The following is a 19,809-nucleotide window of genomic DNA, read 5'->3' as shown; positions in this document are numbered from 1 at the left end:
TCGGTGGGTGACGGTCGCCGCTCCCAACCTTTCCAAGCTCCTGCCCGCTGCCCCGGTGGGCAATCTCGTCTTGCTGCCTCAGGTGGCGCGGGCGGCCCTGTTCGCGGCCCACAGCGGCCCCGCCGTGCTGCTGACCACCCCAGACCGGGCGGCCCTCTACGGTTCGGCAGGCGTGCTGGGCGCACCCGTCAGCGTGAATCCCGGCCTGCGCGACTGGACGACCCGCGCTGACCATGTGGTGCTGGACGTGAATACGGCGCTGGACCTGTTCCCCGCCCACCCCGAAGACCACGCCCTGAGCCTGCGCGTGGGCGCAAATTATCCGCGTGAAGAATTGCTGGCCCGCCTGGAACGTCTGGGCTATGAGCGCGACGAAGAACCCGGCTATCAGTTGCGCGGCGATACCGTAGAACTGCGTCTGGAACCCGGTGCGGGCGTGCCCGAGGGCGACGAAGCCGTCTGGATTCGGGCTGAATTCTTTGGCGACGAACTCGATACCCTGCGCCGTCTGGTGCCCGGAGAGATGACCGGCGACAAGATCAAAGATTTTGTGCTGGAACCCACCGCCGACTACCTGACCGATGTGAAATGGGATGCCACGCGGCTGGAACTGCTGCCGGGGCGGGTGTTTCTGGATGCCCCGGAGTTCTACGCTTCCTCGCTCGGCCCGCTGACCGACGTGCTCTGGACGCGCCTGAAGGAACGCGAAGTCACGTCGTTTGGCCGCGCCCCGCTGGACTTGACCGACTTCGATTTGGACCTGAAGGTGCTGCCGTTTTACCGCGCCCGCCTGTCTGATCTGGAACGCGACATCAACGAGTGGCGAGGCGCGGATTACCGGGTACTCATTCTGGTGCGCCATGACCGCACGGCGGCGTATCTGGCCGATAAACTCCTGAACACCCACGAAATCCCGTGGCTGAGCATTCCCCGCGTGCCCGAGGGCGGCCTCGGCTTCCTGCGGGCGGCGGGCGAGGGCGGCTTCGTGATTCCCGAACACCGCACCGTGGTCATCACCGAAGACCTGATCTACGGGTTTCAGGGGGGCAGTGCGCTACGGGGCCGCAAGCTGAACGGCAAACCCGTGACTGACGCCCTCGGCCTGCATGTGGGCGATTATCTGATTCACCCCGAACACGGCATCGGGCAGTTTCAGGGGCTGGAAACACGCACGGTATTGGGCGTCACGCGGGATTACCTGAATCTGGATTACCGCGCAGGCGCACGCCTTAGCGTTCCCATCGAGCAATTGCCTGTGCTGCGGCGGCATCCCGGCACCACCGACGATCCCCCGGTGCTCAGCAGCTTTGACAAAAAAGACTGGGCGCGGGCCAAGGAGCGGGCACGCAAAAACGCCGAGGAAGTGGCCGGAAAACTGCTGGTGCAGTACGCCGCACGGCAGGTCACCCCCGGCAACAGCTTTGCGCCGCAGGCCGAATGGGATTCGCAGGTGGAGGCCAACTTCAAATTCGACCTGACCGCCGACCAGAAGACGGCCCTCAAAGAAACCATGCGCGACTTGGAGGCTTCCAACCCCGCTGACCGCCTGATTTCCGGCGACGTGGGCTTCGGCAAAACGGAAGTGGCGCTGCGGGCCGCGCACCGCGTGATCGGGCACGGCAAACAGGTGGCGATTCTGGTGCCCACCACGCTGCTGGCCGAGCAGCACACCTCCACCTTCGTGGAGCGCTTCAAGAGCCTGCCCGTGCGTGTGGAAGGCTTATCGCGCTTTACCGGAGACCGGCAGGCCAAGTCGATTCTGGCTGATCTCGCTCAGGGCAAGGTCGACCTGATCATCGGCACGCACCGCCTGCTCAGTTCCGATATTCAGTTCAAGGACCTGGGCCTGATCATCGTGGATGAAGAACACCGCTTCGGCGTGAGCCAGAAAGAAAAACTGCGTGCCCTGCGCGGAATGCCCGATACCAAAGACGGCAAGCTGGACATCCCCGAGGGCACCAAAGCGGTGGATACGCTGGCACTCTCGGCCACGCCCATTCCGCGCACCCTGTACATGAGCATGGTCGGCCTGCGCGACATGAGCAGCATTCAGACGCCGCCCAAGGGCCGCAAACCCATTCAGACCATCCTCGCGCCCTTCGACCCCGTGACCGTGCGCGACGCGATCCTGTCGGAAATAGAGCGCGGCGGCAAGGTGTTTTATATTCATGACCGAATCGCCTCCATCGGCGCACGCAGCCTGTATCTGCGGAACCTGATCCCAGAAGCCAGAATCGGGGTGGCCCACGGGCGCATGAACGAGGAGGAACTCGAAGAAATCATGATGGGCTTCGAGCAGGGCGCGTTCGACGTGCTGCTGTCCACGACCATCGTGGAAACGGGGCTGGATATTCCCGAGGCCAACACCATCCTGATCGAGCGCAGTGACCGCCTCGGGCTGGCGCAGCTCTATCAGTTGCGTGGCCGGGTGGGTCGCCGCGCCCAGACCGCCTACGCCTACCTGTTCTACCCGCCGCGCATGACCGAAAATGCCCAGCGCCGATTGTGGGCCATTGCCGACCTGCAAGACCTTGGAAGCGGGCACCTGCTGGCCGAAAAAGACATGGAAATCCGGGGTGTGGGCAACATCCTGGGCGAGGAGCAACACGGGCACGTACAGGCCGTGAGCATCGACGTGTACACCGAAATGCTGGCCGAAGCGGTGGCCCGCCTGAAAGGGGAGAAGACCAAGGCCCCGGCCAGCGTTTCTATCGACCTGCCCGTCAACGCCCGCCTCTCGCCCGAATACTTTGCGGGAGAGAATGGGCAGCCCGACGACGAGGCCCGAATTGCCGCCTATGGCCGCCTGAGCGAGGCCCGGACGCTGCAAGCCGTCAGCCGGGTAGAACGCGATCTGCGGAAGAAGTACGGCCCACCCAGCCCCGAGGTGCAGAACTTCATCGACCTCTCCAAGTTGCGCATGACGGCCCTTGCCAAACGCGCCCTCAGCATCGGCGAAACCATGACCCATTTGCAGATCACCTTTGCTTACAAGTCGCTGGATTACGACGCGGCGGGCCTGCGAAACTATCCTCACCGCACCGAAGTTCAGACCTTTCCGCCCAGCGTGAAGCTGGAAAAACGCGGGATTAAACCCGACGACTATGCCCGTACCCTGATTGATCTGTTGGGTTATTTCGGCTGATGCTTACCCTTAAATGGGACGTACTTCCTTCAGTAGTAGCTCTGCATAAGTGATCTGGAGACGACCTACTTAAGCTGGGCTTTTAGAGTCCCTTCACGCCTATCATATAGCTCCACACTTTCTGAATCATTCGTAGAGTTTGGGTTTAGAAAGCAATCTATTCTGAATAGTTTCATTTAACGTTTGAGGCATGACGCTGAATGCAGATAGACTTTCACACCGCCTGAGCTGGCGCGGTGTTTTCGCGGGCCTCGTGATGGGCCTCGTTTCCACACTAACTATCGTTGCTCTGGGAACAGTGATCACCGCTCTCACCGGCCTCACGCTGTCGGGTGTCGGTATTGCTGCCGCCATCTGGACAGCCATTGCCGCACTGGTCGGCGCTTATGTGGCCGGTCTGACCGCCGTTCGGGCCAGCGCTCCTTCTACCCGCAACAGCGACGGCATCGCCGCCATGACCCACGACGACGCTACCCTGACCGGCCTCGTGACGGCGGGCCTGCTGATTCTGATGTCCACCCTGTTTGCCTTTAACAGCGCCAGCCGCCTGCTGGGAACCGCCAGCAACGTGGTGGGCAGTGTTGCCAACGCCGCCGGAAACGTGGCCGGAAGCGCCGCCAATGCCGCTGGCGATCAGGCCGCCCAGAATGGTGGACTGGGCAACGTGTTGGGCGGCATCAATCAGGATGATGTCGTGGAACTGATCGCCTCCAACAACGCCGACCTGAATGAAGAACAGGTGCAGGCCGCCAGCAGCGTCGTGGGCGGCATCATCCGCCGTGCTCAGTACGACCTCGGCCAACAGGATCTGGGCAACATCACCGACTTCGCCGCTGCTCGCGTGACCGCCATCAAAAACGCCCTGACCGGCGACCAGTTCGTCACCCGTCTGGAGCGTCAGGGTCTCAGTGCGGCTCAGGCCGAGGAAGTCCGTACCAGCGTGACCACCGAAATCGACCGTCTTCAGAAGCAGGCTGCTGATGTTGCTGCCGCCGCCGAGCGCACCGCCCGCAGCGCCGCCAGCACCACCGGCTGGGCCTGGCTGCTGGGCGCTGGCCTGACCCTGCTCGCCAGCATCTTCGGTGCCCGCAGCGCCGCCACCCACCGCGCCGCGCCCGTGACCACCAACACCACCCGCCGCTAACCTCAGCCTTCAGTCGTCCGGCTCCGCCCCGAAAAGGGAACGGAGCCGGAAATTTTTTCAGTGGCAGAGTCAGGGTGCAGTCGGTATGGCCCGGTAGACTTCATGTTCCTGCAACAGCTGTCCGTCAGACGCCGTATACAGCCGAGTGCGCGTGCCACCGGGAATGGCCTGTTGAACGGTTACGTTCCCGCCATCCAACCCCACTAAGCTCCAGCGTTCTCCCAAGTACCGTTTCCAACGGGGTTGACCGGTTCGGGAATCGCGGGCGACCATCAGAGTCGTCACTTGGAGTGTGGATTGATTGACGACGGTGCTAGGAACTGGGCGGCTCGTTTCGCCCATGATCAAACGCAGTGGCCCCAACACCCATGTTTGCGTCATGCGGTAGGGCGTGGGGAGCTGTGGTATGGGATCAGACAGGGCAACCGCAGGCAAAAAAACAGTCCAAAGAAATGCGGTTGCCCCAATTCGTCTCACCGGCCTTCCCGCGCATGTTCCAGCAAATCTCCCGCGATTTGCAGGGCGGCGGGGCCGAGCGGCGAGCGTTCCACGCCGATCAAGGTTGCCAGCTTGTCGCGGCGCACACTGCTGATATAACCCCAGCGTTCCAGGTCGCTGCGGTGGGTGCGGGCGGTTTCGTCGCGCAGCAGGCGCACGGCTCCGTCGTAATAGCCGGAGTTGAAGGCGGCGCGGGCACGCTTTTCCTGCTCCAGCAATCCCAGACCGCGTGTTGCCAGCAGCACCCGCCGCGCCTCTCCTTCACCGCCGAAACCGTACAGGCTGTCCAGGCCGTAGACCGCTTTGGGAAACCGCAGCCCCGCAGCGGCCCGCCAGGCATGAGGCAGCCGAATTTCAAATTCGGGCCATGTGTGCGAATGCGTCAGCAGCGCCGGATACAGCAGATTCAGGGCCACCTCGCGGGCGTCGGCCAGTGCCAGGAGCTGCTCCTGCACGCTGTGGCCGGGGCCAGTGTAGGCGCTGTGTGCGCTGCCCAGACGTTCGGCGGCCTGATGCAGCAATTCCGAGCGCCACGCGGCCAGCTGCGAGGCATTCAGGTTCCACAGGGTGCGTTGAATGCGGCCATAGAATCCGGTGGGATCGTAGGCCACGCGGCTCGTCGCCAGCAGGGCCAGCGGCGCTTCCTGCCGGGCCGCGTCCCAGTCGCGCCATTCTTCCAACTTCTCATAGGGCCAGCGGTTGACAGTAATTCCGGCCCGCGTTTCTGTCTGCGCCGACAGCAGGCCACGCTCGAAGGTCACGAAGGTGGGCTGGCTGCCTGCCCAGGCATTTTCGGTGCCGAAGCTGCCTGCCTGAGCCACGGCCCGCACCTTCCGGTCTGCCACCAACCGCTCGCTGATCCGTTCTGGGGTCAGCCGCTCGCCTGTCCAGCGGTCTGCGTCTTTGTGCATCTGTTTTTCCGGTTGTCCTGCTTGTGTCACGCCTGCCCCCTGCCCCCAGCATAGGCGGCGAGTGTGGGAATGACCGTAAGACGCGTTTTGGTCACGCTTCTCTAAAGAACCGGGCTTGCCTCAGCTTGCCGCGAACTCTGCGAATTCATACCCGTAGCGGCGACAGAATTCATCCAGCCGCGCCAAGGTGTCTGGGTCGTCGGAGAAGCCCTGCAAGGGAAGCCGCCCCGCCGCCGCTTCCTCAAAAAAGCGGTCCATGCCGCCCGGTGAAAACAGCAGCAGAAAGTGGGCTGGCTGTGCCCCCGGATTGGACGGCTGATGCACCGCGCCGCGCGGCACAAACACGAAGGCTCCGGCCAGTGCATCAAAGATCTGGTCATTCACCCGAACGCGCAATTCACCGCCCAGCACGTAAAAAGTCTCATCGTGCCGCTGGTGGATATGGGGACGTGGGCCGGGAGAACCGGGCGGCATCCTGTTGTCGTGTACGGTGTACGCACCGCCCGTAAGTGCGCTGGGCAGTTTGAGAACCATGTGGCCCCCGACAGGGTTGACCAGTGCTTTGCCGCCGTCCGGTGCGATCAATTCCCCCTGAGCCTCAGATGTCATGCGGGTTCCTCCGGCCTTCTACCGGGAAGTCGTGCGGCGCGGCAGCAGGTGCTTTTATCATGCGCCTGCGGAGGGCAAAATGCTTGCTGTTCATTCCTCCGGGGTTGAGTCTTCCGGCTGTGCTGGCCCCTCCCCGTGTGCTGCTTGCAGCTTGCGCCAGCGCTCTGCGATCCGCGCTTCCCAGCCCTCGCCCGTGGGGGCGTACAGGCCCAGTTGCACGCCGTCCGGCAGGTAATCTTGCTCAAAACTGCCCGCTGGATCATCGAAGTAGTAGGCGTAGCCTTTGCCGTAGCCCTGCTGCCGCATCAACCCCGTGGGCGCGTTGCGGAGGTGCAGCGGTACGGGCAGGGTTTGCTGTTCGCGTACGGCGTCCAGCGCATGTTTCCAGGCCACATACACGCTGTTGCTCTTGGGGGCCAGTGCCAGATACACCACCGCCTGAGCCAGCGCCAGATCTCCCTCGGGGCTGCCCAGAAACTCCACGGTATCGCGGGCGGCAATGCACAGGCGCAGGGCCTGCGGGTCGGCCAGCCCGATGTCTTCGGCGGCCATTCGGACCACCCGGCGGGCCACATACAGGGTGTCTGCGCCGCCCTCGATCATGCGGGCCAGCCAGTACAGCGCTCCGTCTACGTGGCTGCCGCGCACGCTTTTATGCAGTGCCGAGATCAGGTTGTAAAAGTCCTCCCCGTTCTTGTCCATCGCCGGAAGGTGCCGTCCAAACGCCTCGGTGATGGCTTCCGGCGTGACCGGATTGGCAAGAGTGGCGGCCACTTCCAGCGTACTCAGGGCGCGGCGGGCGTCGCCTTCGGCCAGTCGCGCCAGCAGTTCCAGGGCTTCCGGCTGGGCCGAAACTCCGGGCAACCCGCGTGGGTCAGACAGGGCGCGGTCTAGCAACTCCCGCACTTCTTCGTGGGTCAGAGCCTGCAAGACCAGCGTGCGGGCGCGGGAACGCAGGGCCGGATTCACCTCGAAACTGGGATTTTCGGTGGTCGCGCCGATCAGGGTCAGCAGGCCCGATTCCACATGCGGCAGGAGGGCGTCCTGCTGCGCCTTGTTGAAGCGGTGGATTTCGTCCAGAAACAGGATGGTGCGCACGCCCCGGCCCCTCAGGCGTTCGGCCTCGGCGGTGGCCTCGCGCACGTCCTTCACGCCCGCCGACACCGCCGACAGCGCAATGAAATGCGCTCCGACCTCGCCCGCCAGCAGCCGCGCCAGCGTGGTTTTGCCCACTCCCGGCGGCCCCCACAGGATCAGGCTGCCCAGCCGCCCGGAAGCCAGCACCCGCGTCAGCGGTTTGCCCGCGCCCAGCAGGTGCGATTGCCCCACCACTTCGGCCACTGTGCGGGGGCGCAGGCGTTCGGCAAGGGGGGCGGGCGGGTCGAACAGAGTCACGCGCCGGAGTGTAGCGGGGCGGGGGCAGGGGCAATGGGCTGCCTGTTGGATTCAGGGCCGCGCCCAGCTCTCTGGACGGCCACACGAACGGCCACCTGAGCGGCCAGATGAGTGGTCAGATGAGCGAACAGAACAGGAAAACTTGACAGCCTCTTTCACTACGAGCATGACATCCTCTGAACCATGACTTCAATGCCTGACGTTGCTGAGGCCTATATCCGTCTTGCTCATTCCCTGGATGCCCACCTGGAGGGCTTTGTAGACGGCTACGGCGGCCCGCCGGAATGGGCAGACCGGACCGTGCGTGCGCCTACGGAACTTCACGCCGAAGCTGGGGCGCTGCTGGACGCTGTCAACGCAGTTGAGGACGCTGACCGGCGTGCTTTTCTGACCGTGCAGGTGCGGGCCATGCACACCCTGACCCGGATGCTGATGGGCCAGAAGTTGCCCTATGCCGAGGAAGTGCGCGGCCTGTTCGACATCGACCCCGTGCGGGCCGATTCCCGTGTGCTGGACGGAGCGCTGGCGGCCCTGGACGCGGCCCTGCCCGGCAGCGGCAGCCTCCTGGAGCGTGAGGAAGCGTTGCGGGCGCGGGTGGCCCTGCCCAAATCTGAAATTCTGCGGGTGGCCGCACCCATTCTGGCGGCCCTGCGAGAGCGAACCCGGCAGCGTTTCGGCCTGCCGGACGGCGAGAATTTTTCCATCGAACTGGTCAGCGACAAACCGTGGGGCGGCTACAACTGGCCGCTGGGCAACCTCCAGAGCCGCATCGACATCAACACCGATCTGCCTGTGCTGCTGCCCACCTTGCCCGATCTGCTGGCACACGAGGGCTATCCCGGCCACCACACCGAACACGCCACCAAAGAGGCCAAGCTGGTGCGTGGGCGCGGCTGGCTGGAGCACAGCATTCAACTCCTGAATGCGCCCGAATGCGTGGTCAGCGAGGGCATAGCGGTCAATGCCCGCGCCGCGCTGATGTCAGGTGAAGAACTGGACGCGTGGCTGACGGGTGAACTCGCCGCCGTCGCACGCCTTGACCCCGACGATATTCGCGCCTTCCAGCAAGCAGGTCTGGCCCGCAAGGAACTGAAGGGCGTGAGCGGCACGGCGGCGCTGATGCTCCATGCCGACGCGCTGCCTGAATCAGAGGTGCTGGATTTCCTGATGCAGTACAGCGTGGCCTCCACCGAACGGGCACGCCAGAGTCTGCGCTTTATCTCGCAGCCTACCCTGCGGGCCTACATTTTTACCTACAGCGTGGGCGGCGAACTTGTAGAGGGCTGGATGGAGCGTCAGGGCAACGCAGGATTCACCCGCCTGCTCAGCGAGCCGTTGACGCCGGGGCAACTGCGGGCGGGTCTGGCCTAGCAGGATTGGTCTGGCTACAGCGGGTGGTCTTTCAGTGCTGCCTGCGCCGCCCAGTAGCCGCCCATGCCGTGAATCCCGCCGCCGGGAGGCGTGGCGCTGCTGCACAGATAGACGCGGGGGTCGGGAGTGCGGTAGGGCGTGGGCGTGGGCAGGGGGCGGGCCAACAGACCCCACAGATCGCCCCTGCCACCGTTCACGTCGCCGCCCTCGAACACCGGACTGAGCGCCTGAAGTTGGCGGGCGTTGGTGGTGGTGCGCCTCAAAATCAGGTCGCGGAAACCGGGGGCAGCGCGTTCGATCTGCGCTTCGATGGTGTCGGCGTAGGTGTCGGGCGTATGCGGCGGGACGTGCGCGTAGGCCCAGAAAGTGTGTGCCCCCGCCGGAGCGCGGGAGGAGTCGAACAGCGTGTGCTGCGCGGCCAACACGTAGGGCCGCTCAGGCAGGCCGCCGCGTGCCACCGTGGCTTCGGCCTGGGCCACCGCCTCCAGCGTGCCGCCCAGATGCAGTGTGCCCACCCGATTGAGGGCCGGATCACGCCAGGGCACCGGCCCCGACAGCGCGTAATCCAGTTTCAGGATGCCGCTGCCGTAGCGGTAACGCTCTATCCAGCGGCGGTAGGCGGGGGTGGCCGCGTCGTCCAGCAGGTGCAGCAGCACACGCGGGCTGGAATCCACCAGCACCACGCGGGCGGGGGGCAGGTCGCGCAGGCTCTGCACATTCACGCCCGTTTGCAGGTCGCCGCCCAGAAAGCGCAGGTAGGCCACCAGCGCGTCGGTCAGGCTCTGTGCGCCGCCGCGTGGAAAGGGCCAGTTCACCGCGTGGGCCAGCGTGCCCAGCATCAGGGCCGCCGCGCCTGTGCCGGGAACCGACAGGGGCAGCGTGCCGTGCGCGGCCAGCCCTGCCCAGGCCGCCCGCGCTTCGGGGGTCTTCAGCAGCCGTGCGCCCAACGTGGCAGGGGGCACGCCCCGCAGTCCGAACCGTGCCAGCGTCAGCGGATGCCGGGGCAGCCGGGGCAGTGGCCGCAGCACATCGTCCAGCATGCCTTCCCAGCCCGCCAGCATCGGGCCGAACAGGGTGCGCCAACCCCGGCCCCCCGCGCCCAGTTGGTCGGCGGTGGCGTCCAGACTCTGCTCGATCACCACGCCGCGTCCGTCTTCCAGCACATGCCCAAAGGGTGCGGGCGGCGTGATCCAGTCCAGCCCGAAGGCGTGCAGCGGCCACGTCCGAAAGGCGGGCGAGGCCAGCCCCAGCGGGTGGATGGCGCTGCCCACATCATGCGTAAACCCCGGCAGGGTCAGCGCCGCGCTGCTGAGGCCGCCGCCGGGGGTGGCGTTGCGCTCCAGCACCAGCACTCGCATTCCCGCCCGCGCCAGGGTCACGGCTCCGGCAAGACCATTCGGCCCAGACCCGATCACGACGGCGTCCCATTCGGAGGATCTTCGAGCTGAGGTCATGGATGCAGTCTAGGTGCTGGCAGGTTCCGCAGGCCCAGCAGATAGAGGGGGCGCGTCTGCCCCCCACAAGGGGGATGGTTGGCTCCTCCTGCTGAACGACTCGGCTGAACGATTCGGCTGAGCCACCCGTCTGTGCTGCCCGGCTGGGCAGGGCTGCCCCGCTCCAGCACGTCGGGCGCTACACTCGGCCCAGTATGGCCCCACGAGTATGCCGCTAGACATTGGCGAAACCATCGCCGCCCGCTACAGCCTGCGTGCCCTTCTGGGCGAAGGCGGCAGCGCCCGCGTATTCCGCGCCCACGACGCTCTTCTGGACCGTGAGGTGGCCGTCAAGCTGATGCACGCGCATGTGCCCGACTCCGATCGGGCACGGTTTCTGCGCGAGGTACGGACGCTGGCCCGCCTGACCCATCCGGGCGTGGTGCCGGTGCTGGATCTGGGCGAGGAAGACAATGGCCGCCCATTTTTCACCATGCCGCTGTTTACAGGTGGGCAGATCACGGCGCTCGGCCCGCTCGAAGACGCCCCCGGCCCTCTCGCCCGTTTCCTGACGGCGGCGGCCTTCGCCTCCCGCGCCCTGCATTTCGTGCATTCGCAGGGCATCGTGCACCGCGACCTCACGCCCGGAAATATCCTGCTGGACGGAGCTGGCCTGCCGCGCATCATGGATTTCGGGCTGGTCACACTGACCGAGCAGACCCGGCACCTGACCCGCAGCGGGGTCACGCTGGGCACGCCCGCCTATATGGCCCCCGAGCAGGCCAAGGGCGTGGGCGTGGAACCCCGCAGCGACCTGTACGCGCTGGGGGCGGTGCTGTACCGGGTGGCGTGCGGCAGCCCGCCCTTCGTGGGCGACTCCGATCAGAGCGTGATGTTTCAGCATGTGTACGAGGCTCCCAAAGACCCGCGTGAGCTGAATCCTGCCGTGCCCGACGCTGTTGCCCAGGTTCTATTGGCCCTGCTGTCCAAGCGGCCCGAACACCGCCCGGAAAGCGGAGAGGCGCTGGCGCACCTGTGGGCACTGGCCCGCCGCGACGTGTGGACGGCCCATGCGCGGGGCCAGTACCGGGGAGGCCGCGCCCGCACCGGAGAACATCCCGATGGCCCTGCCCGCGTTGCCAATCTGCGTGAGGCGTGGAGTGTGGCCCTGCCCGGCGAGGTCACCTGGCCTGCTGCCGTGGTGGGCGAGGGCGACCTCGTGGCGGTGGGCACCCGTGGCGGCCAGTTGGTGCTCACGCACGCCTCCGGGCGGCCTTTTGCCACCTACGCGGCCCGCGACGAGGTGACCGCGCCCGCCACCTTTATCGGGCGGCATGTGCTCTACGGCGCGTGGGACGGCACCCTGCGCCGCGTGCAACTCTCTGACGGTGCGGAGGTCTGGAAGCATCAGGCCCGCGCCGAATTTACGGGCGCCCCGACCCTCTGGGCCGACCGGGTGTTGGCGGCCAGTCGGGACGGACATCTGCACGCCCTCGACGCCCGGACCGGAGAACTGGCCTGGGCCTACCGCGCAGGCGGGCCGGTGGCAGCCAGTCCGCTGGTATGGGCAGGTGCGGCCCTGCTGTGCGATGAGAACGGCTGGCTGCACGCCCTGGATGCCCGCACCGGCAGCCCGCTGTGGAAGGTGGAAGTCGGGACGGTTCACGGCACGCCCGCGCTGTTGCCCACTGCTCCCGGCGAGGCCATCCTGATTGTTGCCACCTGGCCCGGAGAGGTGCACGCCCTCCACCTCACCATTCGCGGCGGACGTGCGGCGCTGGGTACAAGCGGAGTGGGCAGCCCGGATGCGATCCTGTGGACCTATGACCTGGAGGACGAAATCTGGGCCGCGCCCGCTATTGCCCGCTCCTCGGTGATGGCTGTTCCGGGCGGCCCCGCGACAGGCGGAATTGTCATTGCGGCGGGGTGGGGCGGTACGGTGCGTGCCCTGCGCCTTGCAGACGGCGAGGACGTGTGGGCGCATACCCTGGAGGGCCGCGTCACCGCCAGCCCGGTCATCAGCGCGGGCCTGGTTTTTCTGGCCTCGGAACTGGGCGAACTCGTGGCGCTGGACGTACGAACCGGAGAGGTGCGCTGGAGCCACCGCGAAAAAACGGGCGTGCAGGCCACGCCACTGGCCGCCGACGGCACGCTCTACGTGGCTTTCATGAACGGCACACTGCGGGCGTACCGGGGAGACTAGGGGGTTACGCGCAAGCCTAGCCCCCCAGTCGGCTCCGCCACCAGCCCCCTTAAAGGGGAGCAAAGAAGTAGTTGTCCTCCCCTCTAAGGGGGGGCGTTGCGCCCGCAACGGGGGGGTTCACCTTCCAAGCCACACTTTTACCCCTGACCATTCCCTGACATTCCAGTGACGCCGCGCTGACAGTTCACCTTCAGGCTGTCAGGCATGAAGAAGACTTTCCTGGGCCTCGCCCTTGTTGCAACTGCGTCGTTCGGTACCGCTTCCGCTCAGGGCAGCATCACGGGCGCGGGCGCGAGCTTCCCCTTTCCCCTGTACTCCAAGATGTTCGCCGAATATAAAAAGAGCGCCAGCGTCGATGTGAACTACCAGTCGGTCGGCAGCGGGGCAGGCCAGAAGCAGATTATGGAGCGCACCGTGGACTTCGGCGCCAGCGACAACGCCATGAGCGACGACAGCATGAAAGACGCGCCCGGCAAGCTGATTCACATCCCCACGGCCATCGGCGCAGTGGTACCCAGCTACAACCTGCCCGGCGTGACCACGCCCCTGAAATTCACCGGCAAAGTCCTGGCCGACATCTACCTCGGCAAGATCAAGACCTGGGGCGACAAGTCGATTGCCGCGTTGAACCCCGGCGTGACCATTCCTCCTCTGCCCATCACGGTTGCTCGCCGCAGCGACGGCTCCGGCACCACCTACGTTTTTGCCGACTACCTTGCCAAAGTCAGCAGCGAGTGGAAGAGCAAAGTGGGCGTGGGCAACAGCCTCCAGTGGCCCACCGGCACCGGAGCCAAGGGCAATGACGGCGTGGCCGGAGTCGTGAAGAGCACCCCCGGAGCCATCGGTTACGTGGAACTGGTGTATGCCAAGCAGAACAAACTGACCTTCGGCAGCGTGCAGAACCGTGCAGGTAAGTTCGTGGTGGCCGACAATGGCCCCGCTGCCGCCGCCGCCCTCGGCGTGGTCATTCCCGCCGATACCCGCGTCAGCATCACCAACAGCGCCAACGCCGACGCCTACCCCATCGCCAGCTTTACCTACATCATCTTCTACAAAGATCAGAAGTACGGCAACCGCACCGAGGCGCAGGGTAAGGCCCTGAAGACTCTGCTGACGTGGATGATCACCACCGGCCAGCAGTACAACGAGCCTCTGGACTACTCCAAGCTGCCCGCCAACGTCGCCAACAAGGCCAAGGCGCTGGTCAACTCGATGAACTACGGCGGCAAGAAGCTCTAACCGGAGTGTAGGACGCAGGGTATTGGGAGCTGAAACAAGGCGGCGGCCTACTGCGGAACCCTCTGATCAGGCGCACTGATCCGTCTTCTCCATCACATCAGAACTTCCACGGGGCGGCCTCGCGCATTGGGGCCGCCCGTTGCTGTGCCGTGTTCTGTACAGCCCCCGCCAGCAGCCCTGAGTTATGTGCCTGCCCAGTGCCTGCCCAGCGCCTGCCCCGCTTTCCCCATAGTCCAACGATGCCCAATTCTTCACGCCCTGACTTGGCCCTGACTTTAGGCGTGTGAACTGTTCTCATATGGAGCCTTCTCGTCTGGAACCAAGCTCGGCCCCGTGTGCGCTTGACTTGCGTTGCCGGACGTTTCTTCGACCCGACCCGGAGGGGTCTAGCCGCCATGATTGAACCTGCCCGCCGTCCGCCTTCACGTGGTGCCCTGTCCAGTCAGGGTGACCGCGTGTTCCAGATCCTGATTCTGGCCCTCGCCAGCATCATCGTGCTGATCTTCTTGCTGAGCCTGTACCAGTTGGGCCGCGAATCCCTGCCCGCACTGCAACGCTTCGGCTTCCGGTTCTTTACCGAGCGCACCTGGAACCCGGTGGCGGGCACGTACGGCGCGGCCACCATGATCATGGGCACCCTGCTGACCAGCCTCGTGGCCCTGCTGATCAGCGTGCCGTTGGCGGTGGCAAGTGCGCTGTTTGTGGCCGAGTACGCACCCAAATGGTTGGCGAACCCGGTGGGTTACCTTATAGAACTGCTGGCCGCCGTGCCCAGCGTGGTCTACGGACTGTGGGCCTTGTTCGTCATCGCGCCGATTCTGGGAAAATGGCAGACCGCCTTCTTTCTGAATCCCGATAATGTCGGCACCATCACGCGCTGCAACGAACTGTGGGCCAGTCAACAGACCAACCTGCAGTGCTTTTTCGTGCCCAGCGGTGCGGGCGGACGCGGACTGGCCCTCGCCATCATCATTCTGACCGTCATGATCTTGCCCTATACGGCGTCGGTGGCCCGCGACGTGATCCGGCTCGTGCCTGCCGACCAGCGCGAGGCCATGTACGCCCTCGGCGCGACCAAATGGGAAGTCATCAGCCGCGCCATCTTGCCCTATGCCCGCGCCGGAATCCTGGGCGGCGTGATCCTGGCCCTGGGCCGCGCTCTGGGTGAAACCCTGGCCGTGGCAATGGTCATCGGAGACAGTCAGGAGATTCTGAAGAGCCTGTGGGGCAACGCCAGCACGATGGCCTCGGTGATCGCCAACCAGTTCGGAGACGCGCAGGAAACCATTCACCGCTCCAGCGTGGTGGCCCTCGGCCTCAGCCTGTTCTTCCTGAGCGTGATCGTGAACTACGTGGCCCGCCTGATCATTGCCCGACTCACTCCCAAAGGCATCCAATGATGAGTACGGCCCTGTCTACCGTCTCCCGCTCTTCGGCCAAGCTGTCTCCGGCCCGGCGTATCCGCAACACCCTGATGGGCGGCCTGATCTTGCTGGCAACGCTGGCTGTGGTCGCGCCCCTGATCCTGATTTTCCTGTACCTGCTGCGCGAGGGCGTGGGCGCACTGAATCTGGACTTCTTTACCAAGACCCCGGCCCCCGAAGGTGAAACGGGCGGCGGCCTGCTGAACGCCATTCTGGGCAGCGTCACCATGCTGGCGATGGCGAGCGTGATCGGCGTGCTGGTGGGCGTGGCAGGCGGGATTTTCTTGGCCGAGTACCCGCGCCACCCCCTGATGCCCACCATCCGCATGATCAGCGACGTGCTGGCGGGCATTCCGGCCATCGTGATGGGTCTGGTCGCCTACGGCCTGATCGTGCTGGTCTTCGGCTTCAGCGGGTTGGCGGGCGCACTGGCCCTCGGCTTCCTGATGATTCCCATCGTGGTTCGTACCACCGAAGAAGTGCTGAAACTGGTGCCCCTGAACGTGCGTGAAGCGGGGCTGGCGCTGGGGCTGCCGCAGTGGTTGGTCATCATGCGAATCGTGCTGCCTGCTGCACGTGGGGGCATCATCACGGGCGTCATGCTGGCGCTGGCCCGCGTGGCCGGAGAAGCCGCGCCGCTGCTGTTCACGGCCTTCGGTAATCCCAATGTCAACTTTGATCCCAGCAAGCCCATGAGCGCTCTGCCCCTCGAAATCTACCGGGGAGCCACCAGCGCCTACGATGAAAACCAGCGCCTTGCCAAAGCCGGGGCCTTGCTGCTGATCCTGCTGATTTTTGCCACCAGTATGCTCGCCCGCTACGTGACCCGCCAGCGCAAATAGGGGCAGTCAGATCAGCAGTTTTTCCCACAACCCACATTCCACACCCCTCCAAAAGGAGTCCCCATGACCGCTGTTCCCATCCTGACCGCCCACGACGTCAATATTTTTTATGGCAGCAAGCAGGCCGTCAAGAATGTTCATCTGGAAGTGCAGCGCGGCTCCGTGAACGCCCTGATCGGCCCCAGCGGATGCGGCAAAACCACCTTTCTGCGGGCCATCAACCGCATGCACGATCTGACCCCCGGCGCACGCGTGACCGGCAAAATCCTGCTGGACGGCGAGGACGTGTATGGCCCCGGCGTGGACCCCGTGAACATGCGCCGCCGCGTGGGCATGGTCTTCCAGAAGCCCAACCCCTTTCCCACCATGAGCGTCTTTGACAACGTGGTCAGCGGCCTCAAGTTGGCCGGAATCCGCGACAACAAGCGCCTGATGGAAGTGGCCGAACGCAGTCTGCGCGGCGCGGCCCTCTGGGAAGAGGTCAAAGACCGCCTGAAGACGCCTGCCACGGGCCTCTCGGGTGGGCAGCAGCAACGCCTGTGCATTGCGCGGGCTTTGGCCGTCGAACCCGAAATCCTGCTGATGGACGAACCCACCAGCGCCCTTGACCCTGCCAGCACCGCCAAAATCGAAGACCTGATGAGCGAGCTGAAAAAGGTCACGACCATCATCATCGTGACCCATAACATGCATCAGGCGGCCCGTGTCAGCGGCACCACCAGCTTTTTCCTGAACGGCGACCTCGTCGAACACGGCGTGACCGATCAGATTTTCACCAGCCCCCGCGATGAGCGTACCGAAGCCTACGTGACCGGGCGCTTCGGCTGATTGCCCACCGCCCAGACTGGTTTCGACCCCGCCCGGCGTTTACGTTTCGGGCGGGGCTTTTGCTGTCCTGTCTGGCTGTCCCGTTTGGTTGGATGGCCTGACCCCCCCATCACAACCCGCTACGATACTGCGAGCATGATGGCAGGGGCGGCGTGACCACAACCATAGACGACGGCAAAGAGAGCAGCGCACACATTACAGCCCGCTTTCTGCGGATGCTCAGCATTACCCTGGAGCAGTTGGATGCCGTGCGCGACGCCAATGACCGTGCAGAATTCGCGGGCCTGACGGCCAGAGCCAAAGGGCTGGAACGCGAAACCGACGCGCTGGAGCGGGAAATAGAAGACGCCTGCCTGCACGCCTTTTCGCTGGGGCTGTGTGCCGAAGACTTGGCTTTTCATCTGCTGGTCTTCCGCAGCCTGACCAACCTGGAGCGTGTCGGAGACTACGCCTTCACGGTGGCGCGGGATCTGGAAACGCTGGCCCCCCGCACCCGCAGCGCCACCCTGCAAGACGCCCTGCCGCTGGTGCGCCTGCTCTCGGAGATGGTGGAGCGGCTGGCCTACGCCTTTGCCGAGCGCGACCTGACCGCCGCCCGCGAGGTGATGCGGCTGGATTTCGAGCAGGTAGACGCCCTGTACGAGCAGATGCAGCGGGCCAGCCTGACGCGCCTGCTGGAGCGCCCCGAAGATACCGAGGTGGCCCTGACCGCCGGACGCATGGCCCGCAATCTGGAACGCCTTGGAGATCATCTGGTCAACGTCGCAGAGCGACTAGAAGCGCTGGTGCTGGGGCAGTTGGCGAAGGTAGACATAGACCGGGTGGGATAGGGGGACAGGAGGGCTAGGTGTTTTGCTCCCTCACCCTTGAGGGGGGAGAGTTGGGGAGGGGGTGAGTGAACAAAGCGGTTGCCCTTTGCAATAGCCGCTCCATTCCCCGATCTTCTGTTTTACACTGCCCTGCATGACCCCAACTCAGTCTCCCGCAGCGGAATTGCCCCGCTGGCGCACCGACGATCTGTATAGCGGCCTGACCGATCCCCGCTTTGCCGCCGACCTTGCCGAGTTGCGCGGGCAGGTGCAGGCGCTGGAAACCCTGTTTGATTCGGTGGGCGTGCAAAAGGGTGGTGCGGTTGCCACGCCGCACACGCTGGAGCAGGTGCTGGGCGGCCTGAATGACCTCTCCCTGCGCCTGACCACCGTGCGGGCCTTCATCAGCGCCTTTGTCACCACCGATAGCCGCGACGCCGAGGCGCAGCGGGCGCAGGGCGACCTGACCACGCTGACGCTGCCGCTGGGGCCGCTGCGCTCGCGCCTCACGGCCTGGCTGGGGGGGCAGGATGTAGAGGCGCTGCTGGCCGAATCAGAGGTGGCCCGCGCCCACGAACACCTGATTCGCCGCGCTGTGGTGTACGCCCAGCATCAGATGTCGCCGGATGAAGAGGATCTGGCGGCCCGCCTACGGCCCAGTGGTGCGGGCGGTTGGAGCAAATTGCATGGCAACGTCACCAGTATCCTGAAAGGCGATTTCCGGGGCCAAAAATTGCCCGTGACTGCCCTGCGTGCCCTTGCCACCGACCCCGATGCCAGCGTGCGTCAGGATGCCTACCACGCCGAAATTGCCGTCTGGAAGGATGCGGAAGTGGTGCTGGCCGCCGCCCTGAACGGAGTGAAGGGTGAGGAAGGCACGCTGGCCGCCCGCCGGGGCTTTGCCGACGCGGTGGCTCCCAGTCTGCTGACCCACGGCATAGACCGCGAAACGCTGGACGCCATGCAGGCCGCCGTGGTGCGCTCGTTTCCCGATTTCCGGCGTTACTTTGCGGCCAAAGCGCGGGGCATGGGCAAGCCCCAACTGGATTGGTGGGACCTCTTTGCCCCTGCTGGACGCAGCGAAACCGAATGGACGTACAACGCGGGCAAGGACTTCGTGGAAACCCAGTTCCGGGCCTTTTCCAGCAAATTGGGAGATTTCGCCGCCCGCGCCTTTGAGGGCGACTGGATCGACGCTGGCCCCCGCGACGGCAAGCGCGGCGGAGCCTTCTGCATGGGCTGGCAGGGTGCAGACAGCCGCATTCTGATGAACCACGATCCCAGTCTGGACAGTGTTTCCACGCTGGCGCACGAGCTGGGGCATGGCTATCACAACATGGTGAAGGCTGACCGCACACCGCTGCAACGCGAAACGCCCATGACCCTGGCCGAAACCGCCAGCATCTTCTGCGAAACCATTATTCAGAATGCGGCGCTGGAGCAGGCCACGGGCGCAGAGCGGTTATACGTGCTGGAAACGCAACTGCTGGGGCACGCGCAGGTCGTCGTGGACATCCACTCTCGCTTTCTGTTCGAGCGGGCGGTCTTTGAAAAACGGGCCGAGCGCGACCTGACCCCGCAGGAGTTCAGCGACCTGATGGTCTGGGCGCAGCGCGAAACCTACGGCGACGCCCTCGCCACGCCGCACCCGTACATGTGGGCCGTCAAGCCGCACTATTACTCGCTGTCTTTTTACAACTATCCCTATACCTTCGGCCTGCTGTTCGGTTTGGGCCTGTATGCCCAGTATGTGCAGGCGCGGGAAAAGGGTCAGGAAGCCGACTTTCAGGCCCGCTACGACGAACTGCTGGCAGGCACAGGTCAGGCCGACGCCCGCACGCTGGCTGCCGGGTTCGGCATCGATCTACACGCGCCGGAGTTCTGGGAAGGCAGCCTGAATGTGATTCGGGGGCAGATTGAGGCGTATGAGGAAGCGGTCAGCAGCAACTGAAGTTGGC

Annotated in this window: 15 protein-coding genes; 10 read left to right on the top strand and 5 right to left on the bottom strand. The window is 64.9% G+C overall.

Features of this window, described 5'->3' with window-relative positions:
• The first annotated feature begins 7 nt into the window (after positions 1-7).
• Both F561_RS0111700 and F561_RS0111695 read left to right on the top strand, forming a co-directional pair.
• Entirely contained in the window at positions 8-3,145 is a 3,138-nt protein-coding gene (locus tag F561_RS0111700; protein ID WP_019010156.1) for a DEAD/DEAH box helicase, read from the top strand.
• A 190-nt stretch (positions 3,146-3,335) separates the two neighbouring features.
• Positions 3,336-4,289 (top strand): hypothetical protein, encoded by a 954-nt coding sequence (locus tag F561_RS0111695; protein ID WP_019010155.1) that lies wholly within the window; start codon positions 3,336-3,338, stop codon positions 4,287-4,289.
• 69 nt (positions 4,290-4,358) lie between these two features.
• On the opposite strand, the gene F561_RS28830 is transcribed toward F561_RS0111695, so the two are convergent.
• The 4 genes from F561_RS28830 to F561_RS0111680 all read right to left on the bottom strand — a co-directional run bounded on the left by F561_RS28830 (position 4,359) and on the right by F561_RS0111680 (position 7,702).
• Positions 4,359-4,724: a hypothetical protein gene (locus F561_RS28830; RefSeq protein ID WP_169389511.1), complete on the bottom strand. Its 366-nt coding sequence runs from the start codon at positions 4,722-4,724 to the stop codon at positions 4,359-4,361.
• A gap of 38 nt (positions 4,725-4,762) precedes the next feature.
• Positions 4,763-5,698 (bottom strand): hypothetical protein, encoded by a 936-nt coding sequence (locus F561_RS0111690; protein WP_019010154.1) that lies wholly within the window; start codon positions 5,696-5,698, stop codon positions 4,763-4,765.
• A 120-nt stretch (positions 5,699-5,818) separates the two neighbouring features.
• Positions 5,819-6,307, bottom strand: a complete 489-nt coding sequence (locus tag F561_RS0111685) for a cupin domain-containing protein (RefSeq protein ID WP_019010153.1) — start codon at positions 6,305-6,307, stop codon at positions 5,819-5,821.
• 90 nt (positions 6,308-6,397) lie between these two features.
• The gene (locus F561_RS0111680; protein ID WP_019010152.1) at positions 6,398-7,702 is read right to left on the bottom strand and encodes a replication-associated recombination protein A; all 1,305 of its coding nucleotides are present in this window, start codon (positions 7,700-7,702) and stop codon (positions 6,398-6,400) included.
• A gap of 183 nt (positions 7,703-7,885) precedes the next feature.
• Between F561_RS0111680 and F561_RS0111675 the strand changes: the two genes are divergently transcribed.
• Positions 7,886-9,073, top strand: a complete 1,188-nt coding sequence (locus F561_RS0111675; RefSeq protein WP_026298840.1) for a DUF885 domain-containing protein — start codon at positions 7,886-7,888, stop codon at positions 9,071-9,073.
• Between the two features lie 14 nt (positions 9,074-9,087).
• Here F561_RS0111675 and F561_RS0111670 read toward each other — a convergent pair whose 3' ends face one another.
• Complete coding sequence (locus tag F561_RS0111670; RefSeq protein ID WP_026298839.1) at positions 9,088-10,527, bottom strand: phytoene desaturase family protein; 1,440 nt, start codon at positions 10,525-10,527, stop codon at positions 9,088-9,090.
• 208 nt (positions 10,528-10,735) lie between these two features.
• Between F561_RS0111670 and F561_RS0111665 the strand changes: the two genes are divergently transcribed.
• The 7 genes from F561_RS0111665 (at position 10,736) to F561_RS0111635 (ending at position 19,802) form a co-directional block, all read left to right on the top strand.
• Positions 10,736-12,709 (top strand): serine/threonine-protein kinase, encoded by a 1,974-nt coding sequence (locus tag F561_RS0111665; RefSeq protein WP_019010149.1) that lies wholly within the window; start codon positions 10,736-10,738, stop codon positions 12,707-12,709.
• 204 nt (positions 12,710-12,913) lie between these two features.
• Complete coding sequence (gene pstS, locus F561_RS0111660) at positions 12,914-13,948, top strand: phosphate ABC transporter substrate-binding protein PstS (protein WP_019010148.1); 1,035 nt, start codon at positions 12,914-12,916, stop codon at positions 13,946-13,948.
• A 395-nt stretch (positions 13,949-14,343) separates the two neighbouring features.
• On the top strand, positions 14,344-15,348 hold the full coding sequence (gene pstC, locus F561_RS0111655; protein ID WP_019010147.1) for a phosphate ABC transporter permease subunit PstC: 1,005 nt from the start codon (positions 14,344-14,346) through the stop codon (positions 15,346-15,348).
• On the top strand, positions 15,348-16,214 hold the full coding sequence (gene pstA, locus F561_RS0111650; protein ID WP_019010146.1) for a phosphate ABC transporter permease PstA: 867 nt from the start codon (positions 15,348-15,350) through the stop codon (positions 16,212-16,214). The genes pstC and pstA overlap by 1 nt, the downstream gene beginning before the upstream one ends.
• Before the next feature lie 63 nt (positions 16,215-16,277).
• Positions 16,278-17,042: a phosphate ABC transporter ATP-binding protein PstB gene (pstB, locus tag F561_RS0111645; RefSeq protein ID WP_019010145.1), complete on the top strand. Its 765-nt coding sequence runs from the start codon at positions 16,278-16,280 to the stop codon at positions 17,040-17,042.
• 215 nt (positions 17,043-17,257) lie between these two features.
• The gene (locus F561_RS0111640) at positions 17,258-17,872 is read left to right on the top strand and encodes a phosphate signaling complex PhoU family protein (RefSeq protein ID WP_051096897.1); all 615 of its coding nucleotides are present in this window, start codon (positions 17,258-17,260) and stop codon (positions 17,870-17,872) included.
• A 133-nt stretch (positions 17,873-18,005) separates the two neighbouring features.
• A complete protein-coding gene (locus F561_RS0111635) occupies positions 18,006-19,802 on the top strand; it encodes a M3 family oligoendopeptidase (protein WP_019010143.1) in 1,797 nt (598 codons plus the stop codon).
• Positions 19,803-19,809: the final 7 nt, after the last annotated feature.

Source organism: Deinococcus aquatilis DSM 23025 (assembly GCF_000378445.1).
Classification (GTDB): Bacteria; Deinococcota; Deinococci; order Deinococcales; family Deinococcaceae; genus Deinococcus; species Deinococcus aquatilis.
Note: the sequence above shows the minus strand (reverse complement) of the source record. Positions and strands in the feature narration are given on the sequence as shown.